This is a genomic window from Ruegeria sp. AF8 (genome assembly GCF_056541825.1).
The window spans coordinates 60064-76518 of record NZ_JBQFYW010000003.1 but is presented as its reverse complement, the minus strand read 5'-3'; the positions used below and the strand labels follow the sequence as shown (position 1 = coordinate 76518).

The following is a 16455-nucleotide window of genomic DNA, read 5'->3' as shown; positions in this document are numbered from 1 at the left end:
GTCAAAATCCCCTTGTTTCCCTGCAATCTTAGCTTTGATGCATCGCTTAGTCAAAATTTCCCGATGAAATCATATGTTGCTTAAAGGGAAAAAGTTTCCTATAGGAGACATGCCGCTGCATACAATGGCGACATTCCAGAATTGAATCTTGTTTTCGGAGGGGAATCTGTGAGCGTGTACGATCTGGTGATCATCGGTGGCGGACCGGGAGGTTATGTGGCGGCAATTCGCGCCGCGCAGCTTGGTATGAAGGTGGCCTGCGTCGAAGGCCGTAGCGCTCTGGGTGGCACTTGCCTGAATGTCGGATGCATTCCCTCCAAGGCACTGCTGACTTCTTCGGCCAAATACGCCGAGCTCTCCCATCTCTCCTCGCACGGTATCGCGGTCGAGGGGGCCAGCATTGATCTGCAATCGCTCATGGCACGCAAGGACAAGATTGTCGGGGATCTGACCAAAGGGATTGCGTTTCTGTTCAAGAAAAACGGCGTCGATCTGATCGAAGGATGGGCGTCGATTCCGGAGGCTGGGCAAGTTGCGGTCGGGCAGGAAGTGATCGAGGCAAGGAATATCCTGATCGCAACGGGATCCGAGCCGACGCCGCTGCCGGGGATCGCGTTCGACGAAGAGAATGTGCTCAGTTCAACCGGGGCCTTGGCGCTCGAGACGGTTCCGGACCATCTGGTTGTCGTCGGCGCGGGTGTCATCGGCTTGGAGCTGGGCCAAGTTTGGGCGCGGCTGGGCGCAAAAGTGACCGTTGTCGAGTACCTGGACCGGGTGTTGCCGGGCATCGACGGCGAAATCGCGAAACTGGCACAAAGAGCCCTGAGCAGGCGCGGGCTGAAGTTTCAATTGGGGCGTGCCTTGAAGTCTGTTGAGAAGGCGGGTGACAACCTGTCTTTGACCCTGGAGAGGGTTGGCAAGGACAAGGAAGACGTCATTGAGGCCGATAAGGTTCTGATCGCGGTCGGCCGCCGCCCTGTGACGCGTGGCCTGGGATTGGAGGATCTTGGCGTCGCTGTGAACCCGCGCGGGTTTATCGAGGTGAGCAAAACCTTTGAGACCACGGTCCCGGGAATTTACGCCATTGGCGACTGTGTGCCGGGGCCGATGCTGGCGCACAAAGCGGAAGAAGATGGCGTTGCGTGCGTCGAAATGCTGGCGGGTCAGGCGGGGCATGTCGACTACAACACAGTCCCCGGCGTGGTCTATACGGACCCCGAAGTTGCGTCCGTCGGTCAAACCGAAGAGGCGCTGAAAGAGGCCGGCGCGGAATATAGCGTCGGAAAATTCGCATTCATGGCCAACTCCCGCGCGCGCTCGACCGGGGAAACCGATGGCGCGGTCAAGGTTTTGGCGGACGCGGACGGGAAAATTCTTGGCGCCCATATCTGCGGCGCGCATGGCGGCGATCTGATTGCCGAACTCGTACTCGCGATGACCAAGGGCGCGACCGTGGCCGAGGTCGCGGCCACCTGCCATGCGCATCCGGCGATGGGTGAGGCCGTCAAGGAAGCCTGCCTTGATGCCATGGGCCGGGCCATTCACGCGTGAAGGTCTGACAGATGAACGTACCCCGTCTCCGCCATCCCGAGAAAGCCAAAAAGGTTGACAGTGCGATCCCGCGTAAGCCTAAGTGGATACGCAGGAAAAAGATCGAGAGTGGCGAGTATTATGAAACCCGTCGTCTGATGCGCGATCACGAGCTGGCAACAGTTTGCGAGGAGGCCGCCTGTCCCAATATTGGTCAGTGCTGGTCCAAGCGGCACGCCACGATGATGATCATGGGCGAAATTTGCACAAGGGGATGTTCGTTCTGCAACGTGGCGACCGGCCGCCCAGATGAATTGGATATGTTTGAACCGGGCCGGGTGGCGGCAGCGGTCAAAAAGCTCGGTCTCCGCCATGTCGTGATCACTTCGGTAGATCGGGATGATCTGCAAGATGGTGGAGCCGGGCACATTGCCCAGACCATTCGTGCTGTGCGTCACCAGAATCCTGAAACAACGATTGAGGTTTTGACGCCCGATTTCCTTGGCAAGGGCGAGGCGGCCAACGCCGTTTTCGACGCCGTGCCGGATGTGTTCAATCACAATCTGGAAACCGTGCCACACCTCTATCCGACGGTGCGCCCGGGCGCTCGTTACTATGCGTCCCTGCGTTTGCTGGATGATGCAAAACGTGCGGCGCCTGACATTTTCACCAAGTCGGGGTTGATGGTCGGTCTCGGGGAAACCCTCAATGACGTGCGCCAGGTGATGGACGATCTGCGGGCCGCAAACGTCGATTTTCTGACCGTCGGCCAGTACCTGCAACCGACCCCGAAACACCACCCGATCGACCGGTTCTGGACCCCGGAAGAATTCGCCCAACTGGAACAGATCGCCAGGTCCAAGGGCTTTTTGCACGTGTCGGCCACGCCGCTGACACGGTCGTCTTTTCACGCAGACGAAGATTTCGCCGCCCTGAAACGCGCTCGTCAGCAGATGCTGGTGGCAAGGGCATAAACTTAACGCAATGGGAGGGAAACCATGGAAGCGTTAAACTCAATAGTCGGCTGGATAAACGGCATCGTGTGGGGTGTACCCATGCTCGCTCTTATCCTCGGTGTCGGCTTTTTCTTGCAGGTCGGGCTGAAATTCATGCCGATCCTGCGCATCGGCACCGGCTTTCGCCTGCTGTTCCAAGGCCGTGAGGGTCAGGGCGCGGGGCAGATCAGCCCGTTCAACGCACTGATGACCTCGCTTTCGGCGACCATCGGGACGGGCAATATCGCAGGCGTGGCGACTGCTGTCTTCCTGGGCGGTCCGGGAGCATTGTTCTGGATGTGGATGACCGCCCTGGTGGGCATGGCCACAAAATACGCCGAGGCCGTCTGCGCCGTAAAATACCGCGAGCAGGACGAGTTGGGCAACTTTGTCGGTGGCCCGATGTACTACATCAAGAACGGGTTGTCGTCGAACTGGCACTGGCTGGGCTGGGCATTCGCCCTGTTTGGCGGGATCGCTGCATTCGGCATCGGCAATGGCGTTCAGGCCAACGGTGTGGCACAGGTTCTGGAAACGAATTTCGGCCTGAATACCTCGGTCACCGGTGTGATTTTGATGGTCCTGACCGCAGCCGTGATCCTGGGCGGCATCACCCGCATCGGTGCGGTTGCCGGTAAGCTGGTTCCGTTCATGGCCATTGCCTATATCATCGCAGGTCTGCTGGTACTGCTGCTGAACATTGGTTCGATCGGTGCAGCAATTGCCGACGTCTTCGCATATGCCTTCACGCCATGGGCGGCAAAAGGCGGTGCGGCGGGTGCAGCGGTCTGGCTGGCGATCCGTTTTGGTGTGGCGCGTGGCGTCTTTTCGAACGAAGCCGGTCTGGGGTCCGCCCCGATCGCTCACGCAGCCGCCGAAACCAAAGGCCCGGTGAACCAGGGCCTGATCGCGATGCTGGGTACGTTCATCGACACCATCATCGTCTGCTCGATCACCGGTCTGGCGATCATCTCGTCGGGTGCGCTGGACGCGTCGGTCGAGCTGTTCAATCAGGATCCGGAACTGGGTATCTCCGGCGCGGCCCTGACCTCGTTGGCTTTCGAGACCACCCTGCCGGGCATCGGTGGCTATCTGATCGCCATCGCTCTGTCGATTTTCGCCTTCACCACCATCCTGGGTTGGTCGTTCTATGGCGAAAAATGCGTCGAGTTCCTGCTGGGCGTCAAGTCTCTGATCCCCTACCGGGTGCTTTGGATCGTCATGATCTATTTCGGTGCAACGGCCGATCTGGGCTTCATCTGGCTGCTGGCCGATACGTTGAACGCGATGATGGCACTGCCGAACCTGATCGCACTGGCGCTGCTGAGCCCGATCGTCTTCAAGCTGACGAAAGAGTTCTTTGCCAGCGGCGGAAAATCGGAAGAGCCGGGCGGTTCCCCTGCCGAATAATCAATGACCGGGGGGCCTTTTTGCTGGCCCCCCGCTTCCTGAAATCGAATTCAACTTCGAGGACCTGACCGATGGCCAAGAAAATCCTGCTTCCGATTGACCACACGGACGAAAATTCGTGGAAAAAGGCGCTGCCGCTCGCATTGGAGCAGGCAAAGTTCTATGGCGCCGAGCTGCATGCGGTTTCCGTCGTTCCCGAGATCATCAAATTGCCTAACCTGCCGGCGAATTACGGTTCTGGCGCCAAGGAACATGTCCGCAACGCGGTTCAGGCAATTCTGGACAATGGAGGGGCTTCCGAAGTCGCGGTTCATATCCAGGAAGGCAGCGTCTATCGCGAAATCCTCAAGCTTGCTCACCAGGGTGGGTTTGACATGATCGTCATGGCCTCGGCGGAAGGCGATTTCCCCAATTTCGAGATTGGACCAAACCTTGCCCGTGTTGTTCGCAACGCTCATTGTACGGTCATGGTCGTTCGCGGCTGACCCGGATTAGACACTGAAAGGTTCTTGTCATGACTGACGCGCCCAAACGCACCCCACTTTATGACCTGCATGTCGAACTTGGCGGCAAGATGGTCGATTTTGCCGGCTGGGAAATGCCGGTGCAATATCCCATGGGCATCATGGGCGAGCACAAGCAATGCCGTGAAAATGCTGCTGTTTTCGACGTATCTCACATGGGTCAGGTAGTCCTGCGCGGCGAGAACGTGGGAGAAAAGCTGGAGTCGATATGCCCGCAGGCCTATGCGACGCTGAAGGAAGGCAAAGCACGCTATGGCTTCTTTACCAATGAAGAAGGCGGGATCATGGATGACCTGATCGTGTCGAACGCGGGCGATCACTACTTCGTCGTGGTGAACGCCGCGTTGCGCCATCAGGACATTCCGCATATGCGCGACAATCTGGACGGCGTCGAAGTGACTGAGATCTTCGACCGCGCATTGGTCGCCGTACAAGGCCCCAAGGCCGAAGACGTTGTCGGCTCCCTGTGCCCCGCCGCCCGTGAACTGAAGTTCATGGAAACCACCGTTGCGGACATTAACGGTGTCGAGTGCCGCATCTCGCGTTTGGGTTATACCGGTGAAGATGGGTACGAGATCTCGATTCCCGAGGACAAGGCCGTCGAAATCACGCGGGCCTTTCTCGCGCATGATGATTGCGAACCTGCAGGCCTCGGCGCGCGCGACAGCCTCCGGCTTGAGGCGGGGCTTTGCCTTTATGGCAACGATATCGATCAGACGACCTCGCCGATCGAGGCAAGCCTGTCCTGGGCGATCCAGAAACGCCGCAAGGAAGAAGGCGGCTTTCCCGGAGCGGCGCGCGTTCAAAAGGAATTGGCAGAAGGTGCCACGCGCAAATTGGTCGGTATCAAACCCGAAGGCCGTGCGCCAGCGCGCCAGGGCGTCGAGATTCAATGCGCTGACGGCAACATCATCGGCCAGATCACGTCGGGCGGTTTCGGCCCAACCGTGGGCGGCCCGGTTGCGATGGGCTATGTCTCAGCAGGCCACGGCGAGCCGGGCGAAAAAGTGAACCTCATCATTCGTGGCAAGGCACAACCAGCGGAAATCGTCGCCCTGCCTTTCGTCACCCAGAACTACAAGCGCTAAGCCAGGAGAAAGACTAATGGCAACCTATTACTCGGAAGAGCATGAATGGATCACGGTCGACGGTGACATCGCCACATTGGGCATTACCCAGCACGCGGCAGATCAGTTGGGCGAAGTCGTCTTTGTCGAACAGCGCGATGCGGGCGAAGAGTTCGAAAAGGGCGGTGAAATCGGTGTGATCGAATCCGTCAAGGCCGCGTCAGAGCTTTATGCGCCGATTGACGGTGAAATCGTCGAGGTCAATGAGGTTTTCGCAGACAATCCGGGCGCGCTCAACGAAAGCCCGGAAGGCGATGCATGGATTTACAAGATCAAGGTGGCGGATGCTTCGCAGCTTGAGGATCTGATGGATCTTGATGCCTACAAAGCGTTGATCGGTTGATCGTCGCGTCAATTTCCTATTTTCCCGGCGGAAAATTCCGCCGGGGCCAAGTTTCGAAACAGGAGTGCTGACATGGCCTTCAAACTGACCGATTACGAAGCCTATGACTTTGCCAATCGCCGTCACATCGGACCGTCCCCGCGCGAGATGGCCGATATGCTTCAGGTGATCGGCTTCAAGACGCTGGACCAACTGATCGACGCGACCGTTCCGCCGGCAATTCGCATGAAAGAGCCGCTGGACTGGGGGCCGGCGATGACCGAGCGCGATGCGATGTTTCACATGCGCGAGGTTGCGTCCAAGAACAAGGTTCTGACGTCTTTGATCGGGCAAGGCTATTATGGCACGACAACCCCGGCACCAATCCTGCGGAACATTCTGGAAAACCCTGCATGGTACACGTCGTATTCACCCTATCAGGCGGAAATTTCGCAAGGCCGTCTTGAGGCGATGCTGAACTATCAGACCATGGTCAGCGACCTGACCGGTCTGGACATCGCCAACGCTTCGCTGCTGGACGAAGCCACTGCCGCCGCCGAAGCGATGACCATGGCCAAGCGCGGCGGACGGTCCAAGGCAAACAACGCGGCGTTCTTCGTTGACAAGAACTGTCACCCGCAGACCATTGCAGTAATCAAGACCCGCGCACAGCCGCTTGGTATCGACGTGCAGGTCGCGGACCCCGACGATCTGGACCCGGGCGCCGTTTTCGGCGCGATCTTCCAGTATCCCGGAACCTATGGCCATGTACGTGATTTCACGAAGGAAATCGCCGCGCTGCACGAGCACAAGGCGATTGCCATCGTGGCTGCGGACATTCTGGCGCTGGCCCTGTTGAAATCGCCGGGTGAAATGGGTGCGGATATCGCTATCGGCTCGACCCAACGGTTTGGCGTGCCCATGGGTTATGGCGGACCACACGCTGCCTATATGGCGACCTCGGACGCGCTCAAGCGGTCGATGCCCGGCCGTATCATCGGCGTTTCCGTCGACGCGCGCGGCAACAAGGCATACCGTCTGGCACTGCAGGCCCGCGAACAGCATATCCGCCGCGAAAAGGCCAACTCCAACGTCTGTACCGCTCAGGCGCTGCTTGCGGTTATCGCCTCGATGTATGCGGTTTATCACGGCCCCGACGGCATCAAGGCGATTGCCCAATCGGTACACCGCAAGACCTCGCGTCTGGCGGCAGGTCTGGAAGAGCACGGGTTCAAGGTCGAACCGGAAGTGTTCTTTGACACTATCACGGTTGAGGTTGGTCACCTGCAAAAGGTCGTCATGGAGGCTGCTGTCGCGCGCGGCATCAACCTACGAAAGGTCGGAGAGGACCGTGTCGGCATCTCGCTTGACGAACAGACCCGCCCGGAGACCATCGAAGCCGTCTGGGGTGCATTCGGCGTCGACAAGAAAGACGACAGTCAGAAAAACCGTCTGTATCGCCTGCCCGACTATGCATTGCGCGAAAGTGAATATCTGACTCACCCGATCTTCCATCTGAATCGGGCCGAGGCGGAAATCACCCGCTATATGCGGCGTCTCGCCGACCGCGATCTGGCGTTGGATCGGGCGATGATCCCGCTGGGATCGTGCACGATGAAGCTGAACGCGACCATCGAAATGATCCCGGTCACCTGGCCGGAATTCGGAAACCTGCACCCCTTCGTTCCCGAAGATCAGGCGCAGGGCTATCACGAAATGATCGCCGATCTGAACGACAAGCTGTGCCAGATCACCGGCTATGACGCCATTTCGATGCAACCGAACTCGGGTGCGCAAGGTGAATATGCGGGCCTGCTGACGATCCGCAACTTCCACGCGGCCAAGGGTCAGGGGCATCGCAACATTTGTCTGATCCCGACCTCGGCGCACGGAACCAACCCTGCGACCGCAAATATGGTGGGTTATCAGGTTGTGCCGGTGAAGTCAGATGACAACGGCAATATCGACGTGGCCGATTTCCGCGCCAAGGCCGAAAAACACTCGGATCACCTCGCGGCCTGCATGATCACCTATCCTTCGACGCATGGCGTGTTCGAGGAAACGGTACAGGAGGTCTGTCAGATCGTTCACGATCATGGCGGTCAGGTCTATATCGACGGGGCCAACATGAACGCGATGGTGGGTCTGGCGCAGCCGGGCAAGATCGGGGGCGATGTGAGCCACCTGAATCTGCACAAGACCTTCTGCATTCCGCATGGCGGCGGCGGCCCCGGCATGGGTCCGATCGGTGTCAGATCACATCTGGAACCCTACCTGCCCGGGCACCCCGAGTTGAATCAGGCCATCGGCCCGGTTTCGGCTGCGCCGTTTGGATCACCGTCGATCCTTCCGGTCAGCTGGGCGTATCTGCTGCTGATGGGCGGTGCGGGCCTGACGCAGGCGACCAAGGTGGCGATCCTGAACGCCAACTATATCGCGGCGCGGCTCAAGGATGCGTACAAGATCCTCTATACCTCGGAATCCGGACGTGTGGCGCATGAGTGCATTCTCGATACCCGGCCGCTCGCGGATGATGGCAATGTGTCCGTGGATGACATCGCCAAGCGTCTGGTTGACAGCGGTTTCCACGCACCGACCATGTCCTGGCCGGTTGCGGGCACGCTGATGGTGGAGCCGACCGAGTCCGAGCCCAAGGCGGAACTGGACCGTTTCTGTGAGGCAATGCTGTCCATCCGGCAGGAGGCCCAGGATATCATCGACGGAAAGATCGACCCGGAAAACAATCCGCTTAAGAACGCACCGCACACGGTTCGCGATTTGGTGGGGGAATGGGATCGTCCCTACACCCGCGAGCAGGCGTGCTTCCCTGCGGGCAGCTTTGTCGTCGACAAATACTGGTCGCCGGTGAACCGGGTCGACAACGTGTTCGGTGACCGCAATCTGGTGTGCACCTGCCCACCGATGTCGGACTACGAAGACGACGCGGCCTGATCCCTGGCCGCTGGTCCCGCCGGAGCGATCCGGCGGGGCGATTTATTGCAACAGGCATGAAACGGTCGACCCGCCGCGCGACTTCCGTGAAAGGAGGCAGACATGATCTACTGTGAATCGAGTCCGCAACTCTCGTCTCCGGTGTGCGGACTGGCAACGTCGAACCCCCGCGCGAGTGCGATCGATATTATCGTGCCGGGCAATTCGCCCGTAGCCTCGGCTCAGATGGTCGTTGACCTGTTTCGGGCAGCGAACGAATTGGTGCATGGCACCCCTTACGAGATCACGGTGCAGAAATTGTCGTCGCAATCGGCCGAGGATGCCCGATACTGGGCAAACCGCTCGGTCATTTTTCTTGGCGACATTCACGAACGCTGGCATCTGACCCCGGATGAGCGAAATCGGACATGCCAGATCCTGCGACTGGCAAACCGATCGGTTCTGATCGGTGGGGCAATTTTTCTGTTGTGTGAAACCGGATTGCAGGAACGTCATTCCGTTGCAATCCACCCGAACTTTTCTGCTGCCGCCGCCGAAGAGCAATTGGTCGAACGTGTTCCGGGCGCACATTCCGCGATGTCCGGGTCGGTGTGCACTGCCGTCAGCAGCTTCGCGGCCCTACGGCTTTTGCTGGAATTTGTCGGTGAGGATCACGGTCAATTCACCGCCGGGGCCTTGAGTGATTATTTGGGGTTGAGCGCGGAAGTTCGCCAGCAGCAAAGCAAGGTTTCGATGTCGCTGGTGCACCTTGCGCAGGGGGACCACCTGATCGAAAATTGCCTGGAGGTGATGCGCCACCATCTGGAGGAGCCGCTGAAGATTGGCGAGCTGGCCCACCAGCTTGGCGTTTCCACCCGGAAGCTACAGCGACGCTTTCTGGACCTGACCGGATCAGGACCTCTGAGCGCCTATCGCGCCCTTCGGATCGAACGGGCGTATCAGTTGCTGGAACATACAAACCTGCCGCTTTCGGAAATTGTTGTCGCCACCGGATTTGGCACCTGTTCCAATCTGGCCCGGTGGTTCCGCCGTGAATATGGCGAAACCCCACAGACCGTACGCCGCCGCTCGTTCCGGGGCAGGCGGGCTTCAAATCACTGATCGGGTCCGCCGTGCAGAGGTTGATTTTGCGCGGCGCGATAAGCCTGAACATATCCCCGGGCAACGGCCCTGACGGCGCGCCCGATCTTGGCATAGGCTTCGTCCGGCAAGTTTGCGAATGACACACGCGCCGACCAGTCCGGCGCGTCGAAACCACCTCCGTTGAGCAGAACGATGGCATGATCCTCGGCCAGCTTGAAGGCGATATCCAGCGGGTGAACATTCTGCTTGATCCACTGAACCACGTCTTCGCCGATGTATTGGCGCAACCAATACTCGAAATCGATGATACCGTAGTAGGCGTCGTAGTGTTCGTCAGGGGTTACATCAATGCCAAGTGACTCGGTCAACAGTTTGAACCGCCGATGGACGATTTCTATACAGGCGGATTGATACGCTTTTTTGGTGTCCACCAGTTCGCATAGGGAAAATAGGCACATCATGACTTGCTGCGGCAGCGACAGACCCGCGGTGTGATTCAGTGCCACGTCGCGGCTGTCCGCAACGATCCGGTCAATGAAACGGATACTCCGTGGTGTCAGGCTGAGCGTCCCATAGCGCCGGTCCAGTATCTGCTTGGTCTCTTCCGGCAACCGGGCCAGTTTTTCATCCAGAATGTTGTCCTGTGCCACGGCAATCAGGCCGAGGCGCCATCCGGTACAGCCGAAGTATTTCGAATAGGAATAAACCCCGATCGTATTTCGAGGCAAATGCCCCAGCACGGACTGAAAGTCATGTACGAATGTACCATAGACGTCATCCGTCAGAATGATCAGATCGGGCCGGTGGTTGGTGACCAGATCGTCCAGCTTGGCAAGTGTTGCCGAATTCATGGCGACAGAGGACGGATTGCCCGGGTTGACCAGAAAGAAGGCTTTGATCCGGGGGTCCTTCAGCTTGTCGATCTCGGCGTCGGAATACTGAAATCCGTCCTCTTCGCGGGACGAGACGTGAAGGACCTCGAGGTCATAGTCTTCAAGCTCGGGCATTTCGAGATATGGGGTAAAGATCGGAGTACCCAGCGCGATCGTATCACCCGGATTCAACAGGCGGTTGTTCTTGAGCGCTTTGAAGATATAGCACATCGCAGCTGTTCCGCCCTCAACCGCGAACAAGTCAAGCTTTTCCGTGGGGCGGTGGCCGGCGCACATCGACCACATCAGATATTCATGCGCGACAACCGCGTTGTGGTGCAGAATCCGGTCGGGAACCGGATAGTTGTCGCCGATAATCGAATCCGTAAGCTCGTGAACAAACGCGTCCGGATCGAATTCAAAGGCCGAGATTGCGTGTTCGACAATCTCTGCCAGCGTATCGGCGCCCGGCATATCGGAATGATCGGCCAGCCAAGCCCGTAGCCTGTCGGCGCAACCCGGTTGTGCGGGCATGCCGCCAATTCCCGCCGGGTTGTCCATCACCCGTTTCGCTTCGGTAATCGCGAATTGTCCCAGCAGGAAAAAGGCCTCGCGCGGGCGGGTGGCAATCCAGTTCGGATTGCCACGCCCGGCATTCAGAAAGGCATGGTTCGAGCGGCGCGAATCGTCGCTGGCCAGTTTTATTAGTTCATCCTTGATCTCGAACGGGCTGAGGGCTTCGAAATCGTGCAGTTTCAATTTGTCCATATCGAATTTCCTTTTAAATTCGCGCCATCACGATGACGACGATCATGCCAAAAATAGTCAGAAGCGTGTTGCCGATGGCATAGGGCATGCCATAGCCCAAGGCGGGAATTCGGCTTTGGGCGGCTTCCTGAATCATGCCCAATGCGGCTGTCGTGGTTCGGACACCGGCGCAGGCCCCGAACAGGATCGCCGGGTGGAACCTGAAGACGTAATGGCCGATGTAGACCGAAAAAATCATTGGAACGGATGTCGCCACGATCCCCCAAAGCAACAAAGCGATGCCCGCCTGACGCAGGCCGTCAACAAAGCCGGGCCCGGCGGAAATTCCCACCACGGCGATAAAGACATTCAGACCCAACGTGTTCATCAGCCACAATGCGGGCGAGGGGATGCGGCCAAAGGTCGGGTGAACGGTGCGGAGCCAGCCAAGCAGCAATCCGGCCAACAGCGCGCCGCCCGTGGTCGACAGGCTGATGGGCAGGCCGTCATATACGTAAACCAGCGTACCGACCAGGCCGCCCAGAAAGATGCCCCACCCGACGAAAGCCAGATCGGTCGTTTCAACGGGGCGATCGGCATAACCCAGTGCATTGACCGCAGCCTCGACGTGCCGTTTGCTTCCGGTCAATGTCAGTATGTCACCGCGATGCAACTCGGTTTTGGGCAGGATCGGCAGTTCCACCATATTGCGTGTGATCTTGGTCAGGTATACGCCTCGGGCCACCGAGGTCTTGCCAAGCTCTTCCAGATTTTTGCCGTGCACGCGCCTGTTTGTGACAAGAACATCCAGCTTTTCCGTTTCGTAGCTGAGAAGGCCGGGAACGTCGGCTTCGTCCATGGTTTTTTCCAGATGCTCGACAAGATCCTCTCGATGACCCGAGAAAACCACGACATCCCCGACCTTCAGCTCGGTTGCCCCGTCGGCCTCGATCACTTTGCCGTCCCTGCGAAGCCGTTCCACAAAGATGCGCTCATCAGAAAGCAGATCGTGTAAAGGTTTGCCCAAAAACGGGCTGCCTTCGGGTATCACAAAGGCGCGCGCCTCAATTGCGTGATAGGCGAAATGATCATCCGTTGTGTCGCCGTTTTGTCCGCCGCCCAATTGTTGTTCGTATTCCTTACAGGCCGCCACCAGATCGATCCTCAGCAGACGTGGCCCGAACTTGGCCAGAATCAGCGCCGACCCGATGGTTCCATAGATATAGGTCACAGCATAGGCTATAGGGATCTGGTCCGTGTATTTCGAGACATCCTCACTCGAAAATCCCATCTGGGTCAGCTGGTCCGATGCAACGCCAATCGCGGCCGAGATCGTTTGCGACCCGGCATAAAACCCGGCGGCATAACCGATTTCCAGTCCGGCAACTATTGCCGCCAGAAGTGGGACCAGAAGACAGACGGCCAACACGCTCAGCGCGAACAGGACCTGCCGGAAGCCGTCAGATTTGAAGCCGCGCATGAATTGAGGGCCAACGCCATATCCGACGGCGAAAATGAACAGAATGAAAAAGGTGGATTTCAGCTCGGGCGCAATATCGATACGCGCCTGGCCGATGACAACGGCGGCAAGCAAAGTCGCTGTCACGGTTCCCAGGCTGAACCCCTTGAAGCTTTTCGGGCCGAACAGAAATCCGATACCGATGGCCAGAAAAACTGCCAATTCGGGATGATCCCGTAACGTGCTCAGCAACCATTGCATATTGTCTTTCTCCCTGTGCGGAGGCGGTTAGCTTTCCGCCTCTTGTGCTGCGGTTCGGTCCGGCTTGCCGTGCACTTTTTCCCGGAACCATTGCGCGATTACATAAAGTGAGGGGATGATGAAAATACCGACCAGTGACGCGGCGATCATGCCTCCGAATACCGGTGTCCCGACGCCTCGGCGGGCCAGTTCCGACGCACCTTCGGCCGCAACCAGCGGATAGAGGCCGGCGATGAAGGCAAAGCTGGTCATCATGACCGCCCGGAAACGCGCTTTTGCGCCGTCGATTGCGGCCTCGACGATGCCCATTCCATGATCATAACGGTCCATGGCAAACTCGACGATGAGAATTGCATTCTTTGCCGCCAGCGCGATCAGAACGACAAGACCGATTTGAGCATAAAGATTGTTTTCCAGCCCAAGCAGCAAAAGCGCCCCCATCGCCCCGCACATGGCGAAGCTCACGGAAAGCAAGACGGCCAGGGGAATGGTCCAGCTTTCATACAAGGCCACGAGGAACAGATAAGCAAACAGCACCGCCAGACCCAAGACGACCTGTGTTTTGCCCGCTGCCTCGATCTGTCGTTGAGCGGTGCCGGTCCATTGATAGCTGTAGCCTTGCGGCAGGGTCTTGGTGGCGACCTGGTCCATTGCGGCAATGGCCTCTCCCATCGAGTGCCCGGGTGCGGGGCCACCGGCAATGGTAACCGAAAGGAAGTTGTCGTAGCGCACCAGAAACTGCGGCCCCAGGATCAGGTCCGACGTCGCCACGGCCCGGATCGGCACCATATCGCCGTCTTTGTTTCGTACGTGTATGCGGGCGATATCATCCACATTGTCGCGGAATTGTTCTTCGGCTTGCAGATTGACCTGCCAGGTCCGCCCGAACAGGTTCATGTCGTTGACATGATAGCCGCCCAGATTGACCTGCATCGCGCGGAATACGGCATCAACATCCACGCCGAGGGTCTGAAGCTTCTTGCGGTTGAGATCGAGATGCAGCTGCGGCGTTTGCGCCGAAAACGTTGTATAGACACCGTTCAGACGCGGGTCTTCGTTGGCGGCGGTGATCAGGCCCTTGGTTGTCGCGCCAAGATCAAGCACATCGCTTCCTTGCAGATCGAGCAACTGAAACTCGAACCCGGCACCGGTGCCAAGCCCCATTATCGGGGGCAGGTTGAAAGGAACGGCAATGCCTGCTTCAAGTCCCGCGAATTTTGTCCGAGCGTACCGCAATGAGGAGTGAACGGACAATGACGCGTCGGTCCGCTCCTCAAACGGTTTCATGATCGCGATCGCAAATCCTCCGTTGGATTTGTTCAGCCCGTCAACAAAGCTGAATCCGGTGACGGTCATCACATCCTGTACGCCGGGGGCGTTTTTGAGGATCTCGTAGACCTGCCCCATCACCTCGTCCGTGCGGTTGACGGACGCGCCTTCGGGCAAAATGACTTCGGTGAAATATGCGCCCTGATCCTCGACCGGCAAAAAACCGGACGGGGTGATCCTGAACAAAGACCCGGCGCCAAAGATCGCAAGGCCAAGAAGCAAAATGGCAAGAACAGAGCGCCGGGCCAGCCGCGTCACGATGTATGCATAGCCATCGCGCGCATTGTCGATACGTCGCGACAGCCACGCCAAAGGCCCTCGGCTGGGCTCCGAGTGCCGTTTCAGCAAAAGTGTGCACAAGGCCGGGCTGAGTGTCAGTGCATTCAGTGCCGAGATCAGCATCGAAAACGAGACCGCGACGGCAAATTGCTGAAACATCGTGCCCGTGATGCCCGGCACAAATGCCACCGGAACGAAAACCGACAGCAGGACGAATGTAATGGCAAGAATAGGCGCGGTGATCTGGTTCATCGCTTCGCCCGTTGCTTCGGCTACCGACAGGTCCGGGCGTTCGGCCATGACCTTTTCGACGTTTTCGATCACGACAATCGCATCATCGACGACGATCCCGATGGCCAGCACCAGCGCCAGCAACGAAACCGTGTTCAGGCTAAATCCGAGCGCCAGCATGAAACTGAGCGCGCCGATCAGTGACACCGGCACGGCAATCAGCGGGATCAGCGCCATTCGGAAACTGCCAAGAAACAGGAACACGACAATCACCACCAGAACGAAGGCTTCGAGCAGCGTCCTGATCACCTCTTCGATACTGGCTTTGACAAAGCTGACCGAACTGTAGGGGGCGCTCCATTTCACGCCATCGGGAAAGGCGCTCTCCAGGTTTTTCAATGCCGTTTCCACCGCTTCGGAGGTGTTCAGCGCATTGGCGCCCGGGGCAAGGTAGACGCCAATCATCGCGGTGGGACCGCCGTCGAAATGGGCAACAGAATCCTGAGTCTGCGCGCCCAGTTCCACACGGGCAATATCACCGACCAGCACGAAAGACCCGTCCGGGAGTGAGCGCACGACGATTTCCTCGAACTCTTCGGCGGAGGTCAAGCGGCCCTGGGTCTGGATGTTGAGTTGGAAGACCGGATCATCAGTCATCGGCTGTGCGCCCACGCGCCCCACGGCGGCTTGCGTATTTTGGGCCTGAACCGCGTTGATCACATCATCAACGGTCAATTGCAGGCTGGTCATCTTGTCCACGTCCAGCCAGATGCGCATTGAATAGTTCTGCGCCCCAAATATCACTGCATCCCCGACCCCAGGCGACCGTTTTATGCTGTCCAGCACGTTGATCGTGGCGAAATTCGAAAGGAAAAGGGCATCATGTTTCGGGTTGTCCGAGGTAATCGCAATCACCTCCAACAGCGCGGTCGATTTTTTCTTGGTGCTGACGCCTGCACGCGCGACCTCCTCGGGCAAGGATGACATGGCCAGGCTCACACGGTTCTGCACGTTCACGGCATTGATATCGGGGTCGGTGCCGGGTTCGAACGTAACCTGTAGGCTGTAGCTCCCGTCGGCACCGCTGGTGGATTTCATATACAGCATGTCGCTGACGCCCACGACCTGCTCTTCGATGACCTGCGCGACCGTTGCTTCGACCACATCCGCGCCTGCTCCGGGGTAAACGGTCGAAACCTGCACCTGTGGCGGTACAATGTCGGGTAATTGTTCAATCGGTAATTGCGTCAGGGAAATCAGACCGGCCAGAGTTATGATGACGGAAATGACGAGGGCAAAGCGCGGCCTGTGAATGAAAAGCTGCGAGATCATCT

Annotated in this window: 11 protein-coding genes; 8 read left to right on the top strand and 3 right to left on the bottom strand. The window is 58.3% G+C overall.

What is annotated here, in order from left to right; translation table 11 throughout:
• Positions 1-168: 168 nt before the first annotated feature.
• The 8 genes from lpdA to ACR0AO_RS07570 all read left to right on the top strand — a co-directional run bounded on the left by lpdA (position 169) and on the right by ACR0AO_RS07570 (position 9961).
• Complete coding sequence (gene lpdA, locus ACR0AO_RS07605) at positions 169-1551, top strand: dihydrolipoyl dehydrogenase (RefSeq protein ID WP_480601961.1); 1383 nt, start codon at positions 169-171, stop codon at positions 1549-1551.
• Between the two features lie 11 nt (positions 1552-1562).
• On the top strand, positions 1563-2504 hold the full coding sequence (lipA, locus tag ACR0AO_RS07600; protein ID WP_480601957.1) for a lipoyl synthase: 942 nt from the start codon (positions 1563-1565) through the stop codon (positions 2502-2504).
• A 24-nt stretch (positions 2505-2528) separates the two neighbouring features.
• Entirely contained in the window at positions 2529-3935 is a 1407-nt protein-coding gene (locus ACR0AO_RS07595; protein WP_480601954.1) for an alanine/glycine:cation symporter family protein, read from the top strand.
• Positions 3936-4006: 71 nt separating this feature from the next.
• On the top strand, positions 4007-4420 hold the full coding sequence (locus ACR0AO_RS07590; protein ID WP_480601952.1) for a universal stress protein: 414 nt from the start codon (positions 4007-4009) through the stop codon (positions 4418-4420).
• Between the two features lie 29 nt (positions 4421-4449).
• A complete protein-coding gene (gene gcvT, locus ACR0AO_RS07585) occupies positions 4450-5547 on the top strand; it encodes a glycine cleavage system aminomethyltransferase GcvT (RefSeq protein WP_480601948.1) in 1098 nt (365 codons plus the stop codon).
• Between the two features lie 16 nt (positions 5548-5563).
• Entirely contained in the window at positions 5564-5929 is a 366-nt protein-coding gene (gene gcvH / locus ACR0AO_RS07580) for a glycine cleavage system protein GcvH (protein ID WP_480601946.1), read from the top strand.
• A 72-nt stretch (positions 5930-6001) separates the two neighbouring features.
• Positions 6002-8860 carry an aminomethyl-transferring glycine dehydrogenase gene (gene gcvP, locus ACR0AO_RS07575; protein WP_480601943.1) on the top strand — a complete coding sequence of 953 codons (2859 nt, stop codon included), beginning with the start codon at positions 6002-6004 and terminating at the stop codon, positions 8858-8860.
• Between the two features lie 102 nt (positions 8861-8962).
• On the top strand, positions 8963-9961 hold the full coding sequence (locus tag ACR0AO_RS07570; RefSeq protein WP_480601939.1) for a helix-turn-helix domain-containing protein: 999 nt from the start codon (positions 8963-8965) through the stop codon (positions 9959-9961).
• On the opposite strand, the gene ACR0AO_RS07565 is transcribed toward ACR0AO_RS07570, so the two are convergent.
• The 3 genes from ACR0AO_RS07565 to ACR0AO_RS07555 are packed head-to-tail and all read right to left on the bottom strand — an operon-like array spanning position 9955 to position 16453.
• Positions 9955-11583: a bifunctional aspartate transaminase/aspartate 4-decarboxylase gene (locus tag ACR0AO_RS07565; protein WP_480601936.1), complete on the bottom strand. Its 1629-nt coding sequence runs from the start codon at positions 11581-11583 to the stop codon at positions 9955-9957. The two genes, ACR0AO_RS07570 and ACR0AO_RS07565, sit on opposite strands and share 7 nt — an antisense overlap.
• A gap of 13 nt (positions 11584-11596) precedes the next feature.
• Positions 11597-13282 (bottom strand): aspartate-alanine antiporter, encoded by a 1686-nt coding sequence (aspT, locus tag ACR0AO_RS07560; protein ID WP_480601933.1) that lies wholly within the window; start codon positions 13280-13282, stop codon positions 11597-11599.
• A gap of 27 nt (positions 13283-13309) precedes the next feature.
• Positions 13310-16453: an efflux RND transporter permease subunit gene (locus tag ACR0AO_RS07555; RefSeq protein WP_480601930.1), complete on the bottom strand. Its 3144-nt coding sequence runs from the start codon at positions 16451-16453 to the stop codon at positions 13310-13312.
• Positions 16454-16455 lie beyond the last annotated feature (2 nt).

What these genes read in the sequence shown, in the direction of transcription:
- aspT (WP_480601933.1), bottom strand. Translation starts at nt 13,282, where the DNA reads ATGCAATGGTTGCTGAGCACGTTACGGGATCATCCCGAATTGGCAGTT.
- gcvP (WP_480601943.1), top strand. Translation starts at nt 6,002, where the DNA reads ATGGCCTTCAAACTGACCGATTACGAAGCCTATGACTTTGCCAATCGC.
- gcvH (WP_480601946.1), top strand. Translation starts at nt 5,564, where the DNA reads ATGGCAACCTATTACTCGGAAGAGCATGAATGGATCACGGTCGACGGT.
- ACR0AO_RS07555 (WP_480601930.1), bottom strand. Translation starts at nt 16,453, where the DNA reads ATGATCTCGCAGCTTTTCATTCACAGGCCGCGCTTTGCCCTCGTCATT.
- lipA (WP_480601957.1), top strand. Translation starts at nt 1,563, where the DNA reads ATGAACGTACCCCGTCTCCGCCATCCCGAGAAAGCCAAAAAGGTTGAC.
- ACR0AO_RS07565 (WP_480601936.1), bottom strand. Translation starts at nt 11,583, where the DNA reads ATGGACAAATTGAAACTGCACGATTTCGAAGCCCTCAGCCCGTTCGAG.
- ACR0AO_RS07595 (WP_480601954.1), top strand. Translation starts at nt 2,529, where the DNA reads ATGGAAGCGTTAAACTCAATAGTCGGCTGGATAAACGGCATCGTGTGG.
- ACR0AO_RS07590 (WP_480601952.1), top strand. Translation starts at nt 4,007, where the DNA reads ATGGCCAAGAAAATCCTGCTTCCGATTGACCACACGGACGAAAATTCG.
- ACR0AO_RS07570 (WP_480601939.1), top strand. Translation starts at nt 8,963, where the DNA reads ATGATCTACTGTGAATCGAGTCCGCAACTCTCGTCTCCGGTGTGCGGA.
- gcvT (WP_480601948.1), top strand. Translation starts at nt 4,450, where the DNA reads ATGACTGACGCGCCCAAACGCACCCCACTTTATGACCTGCATGTCGAA.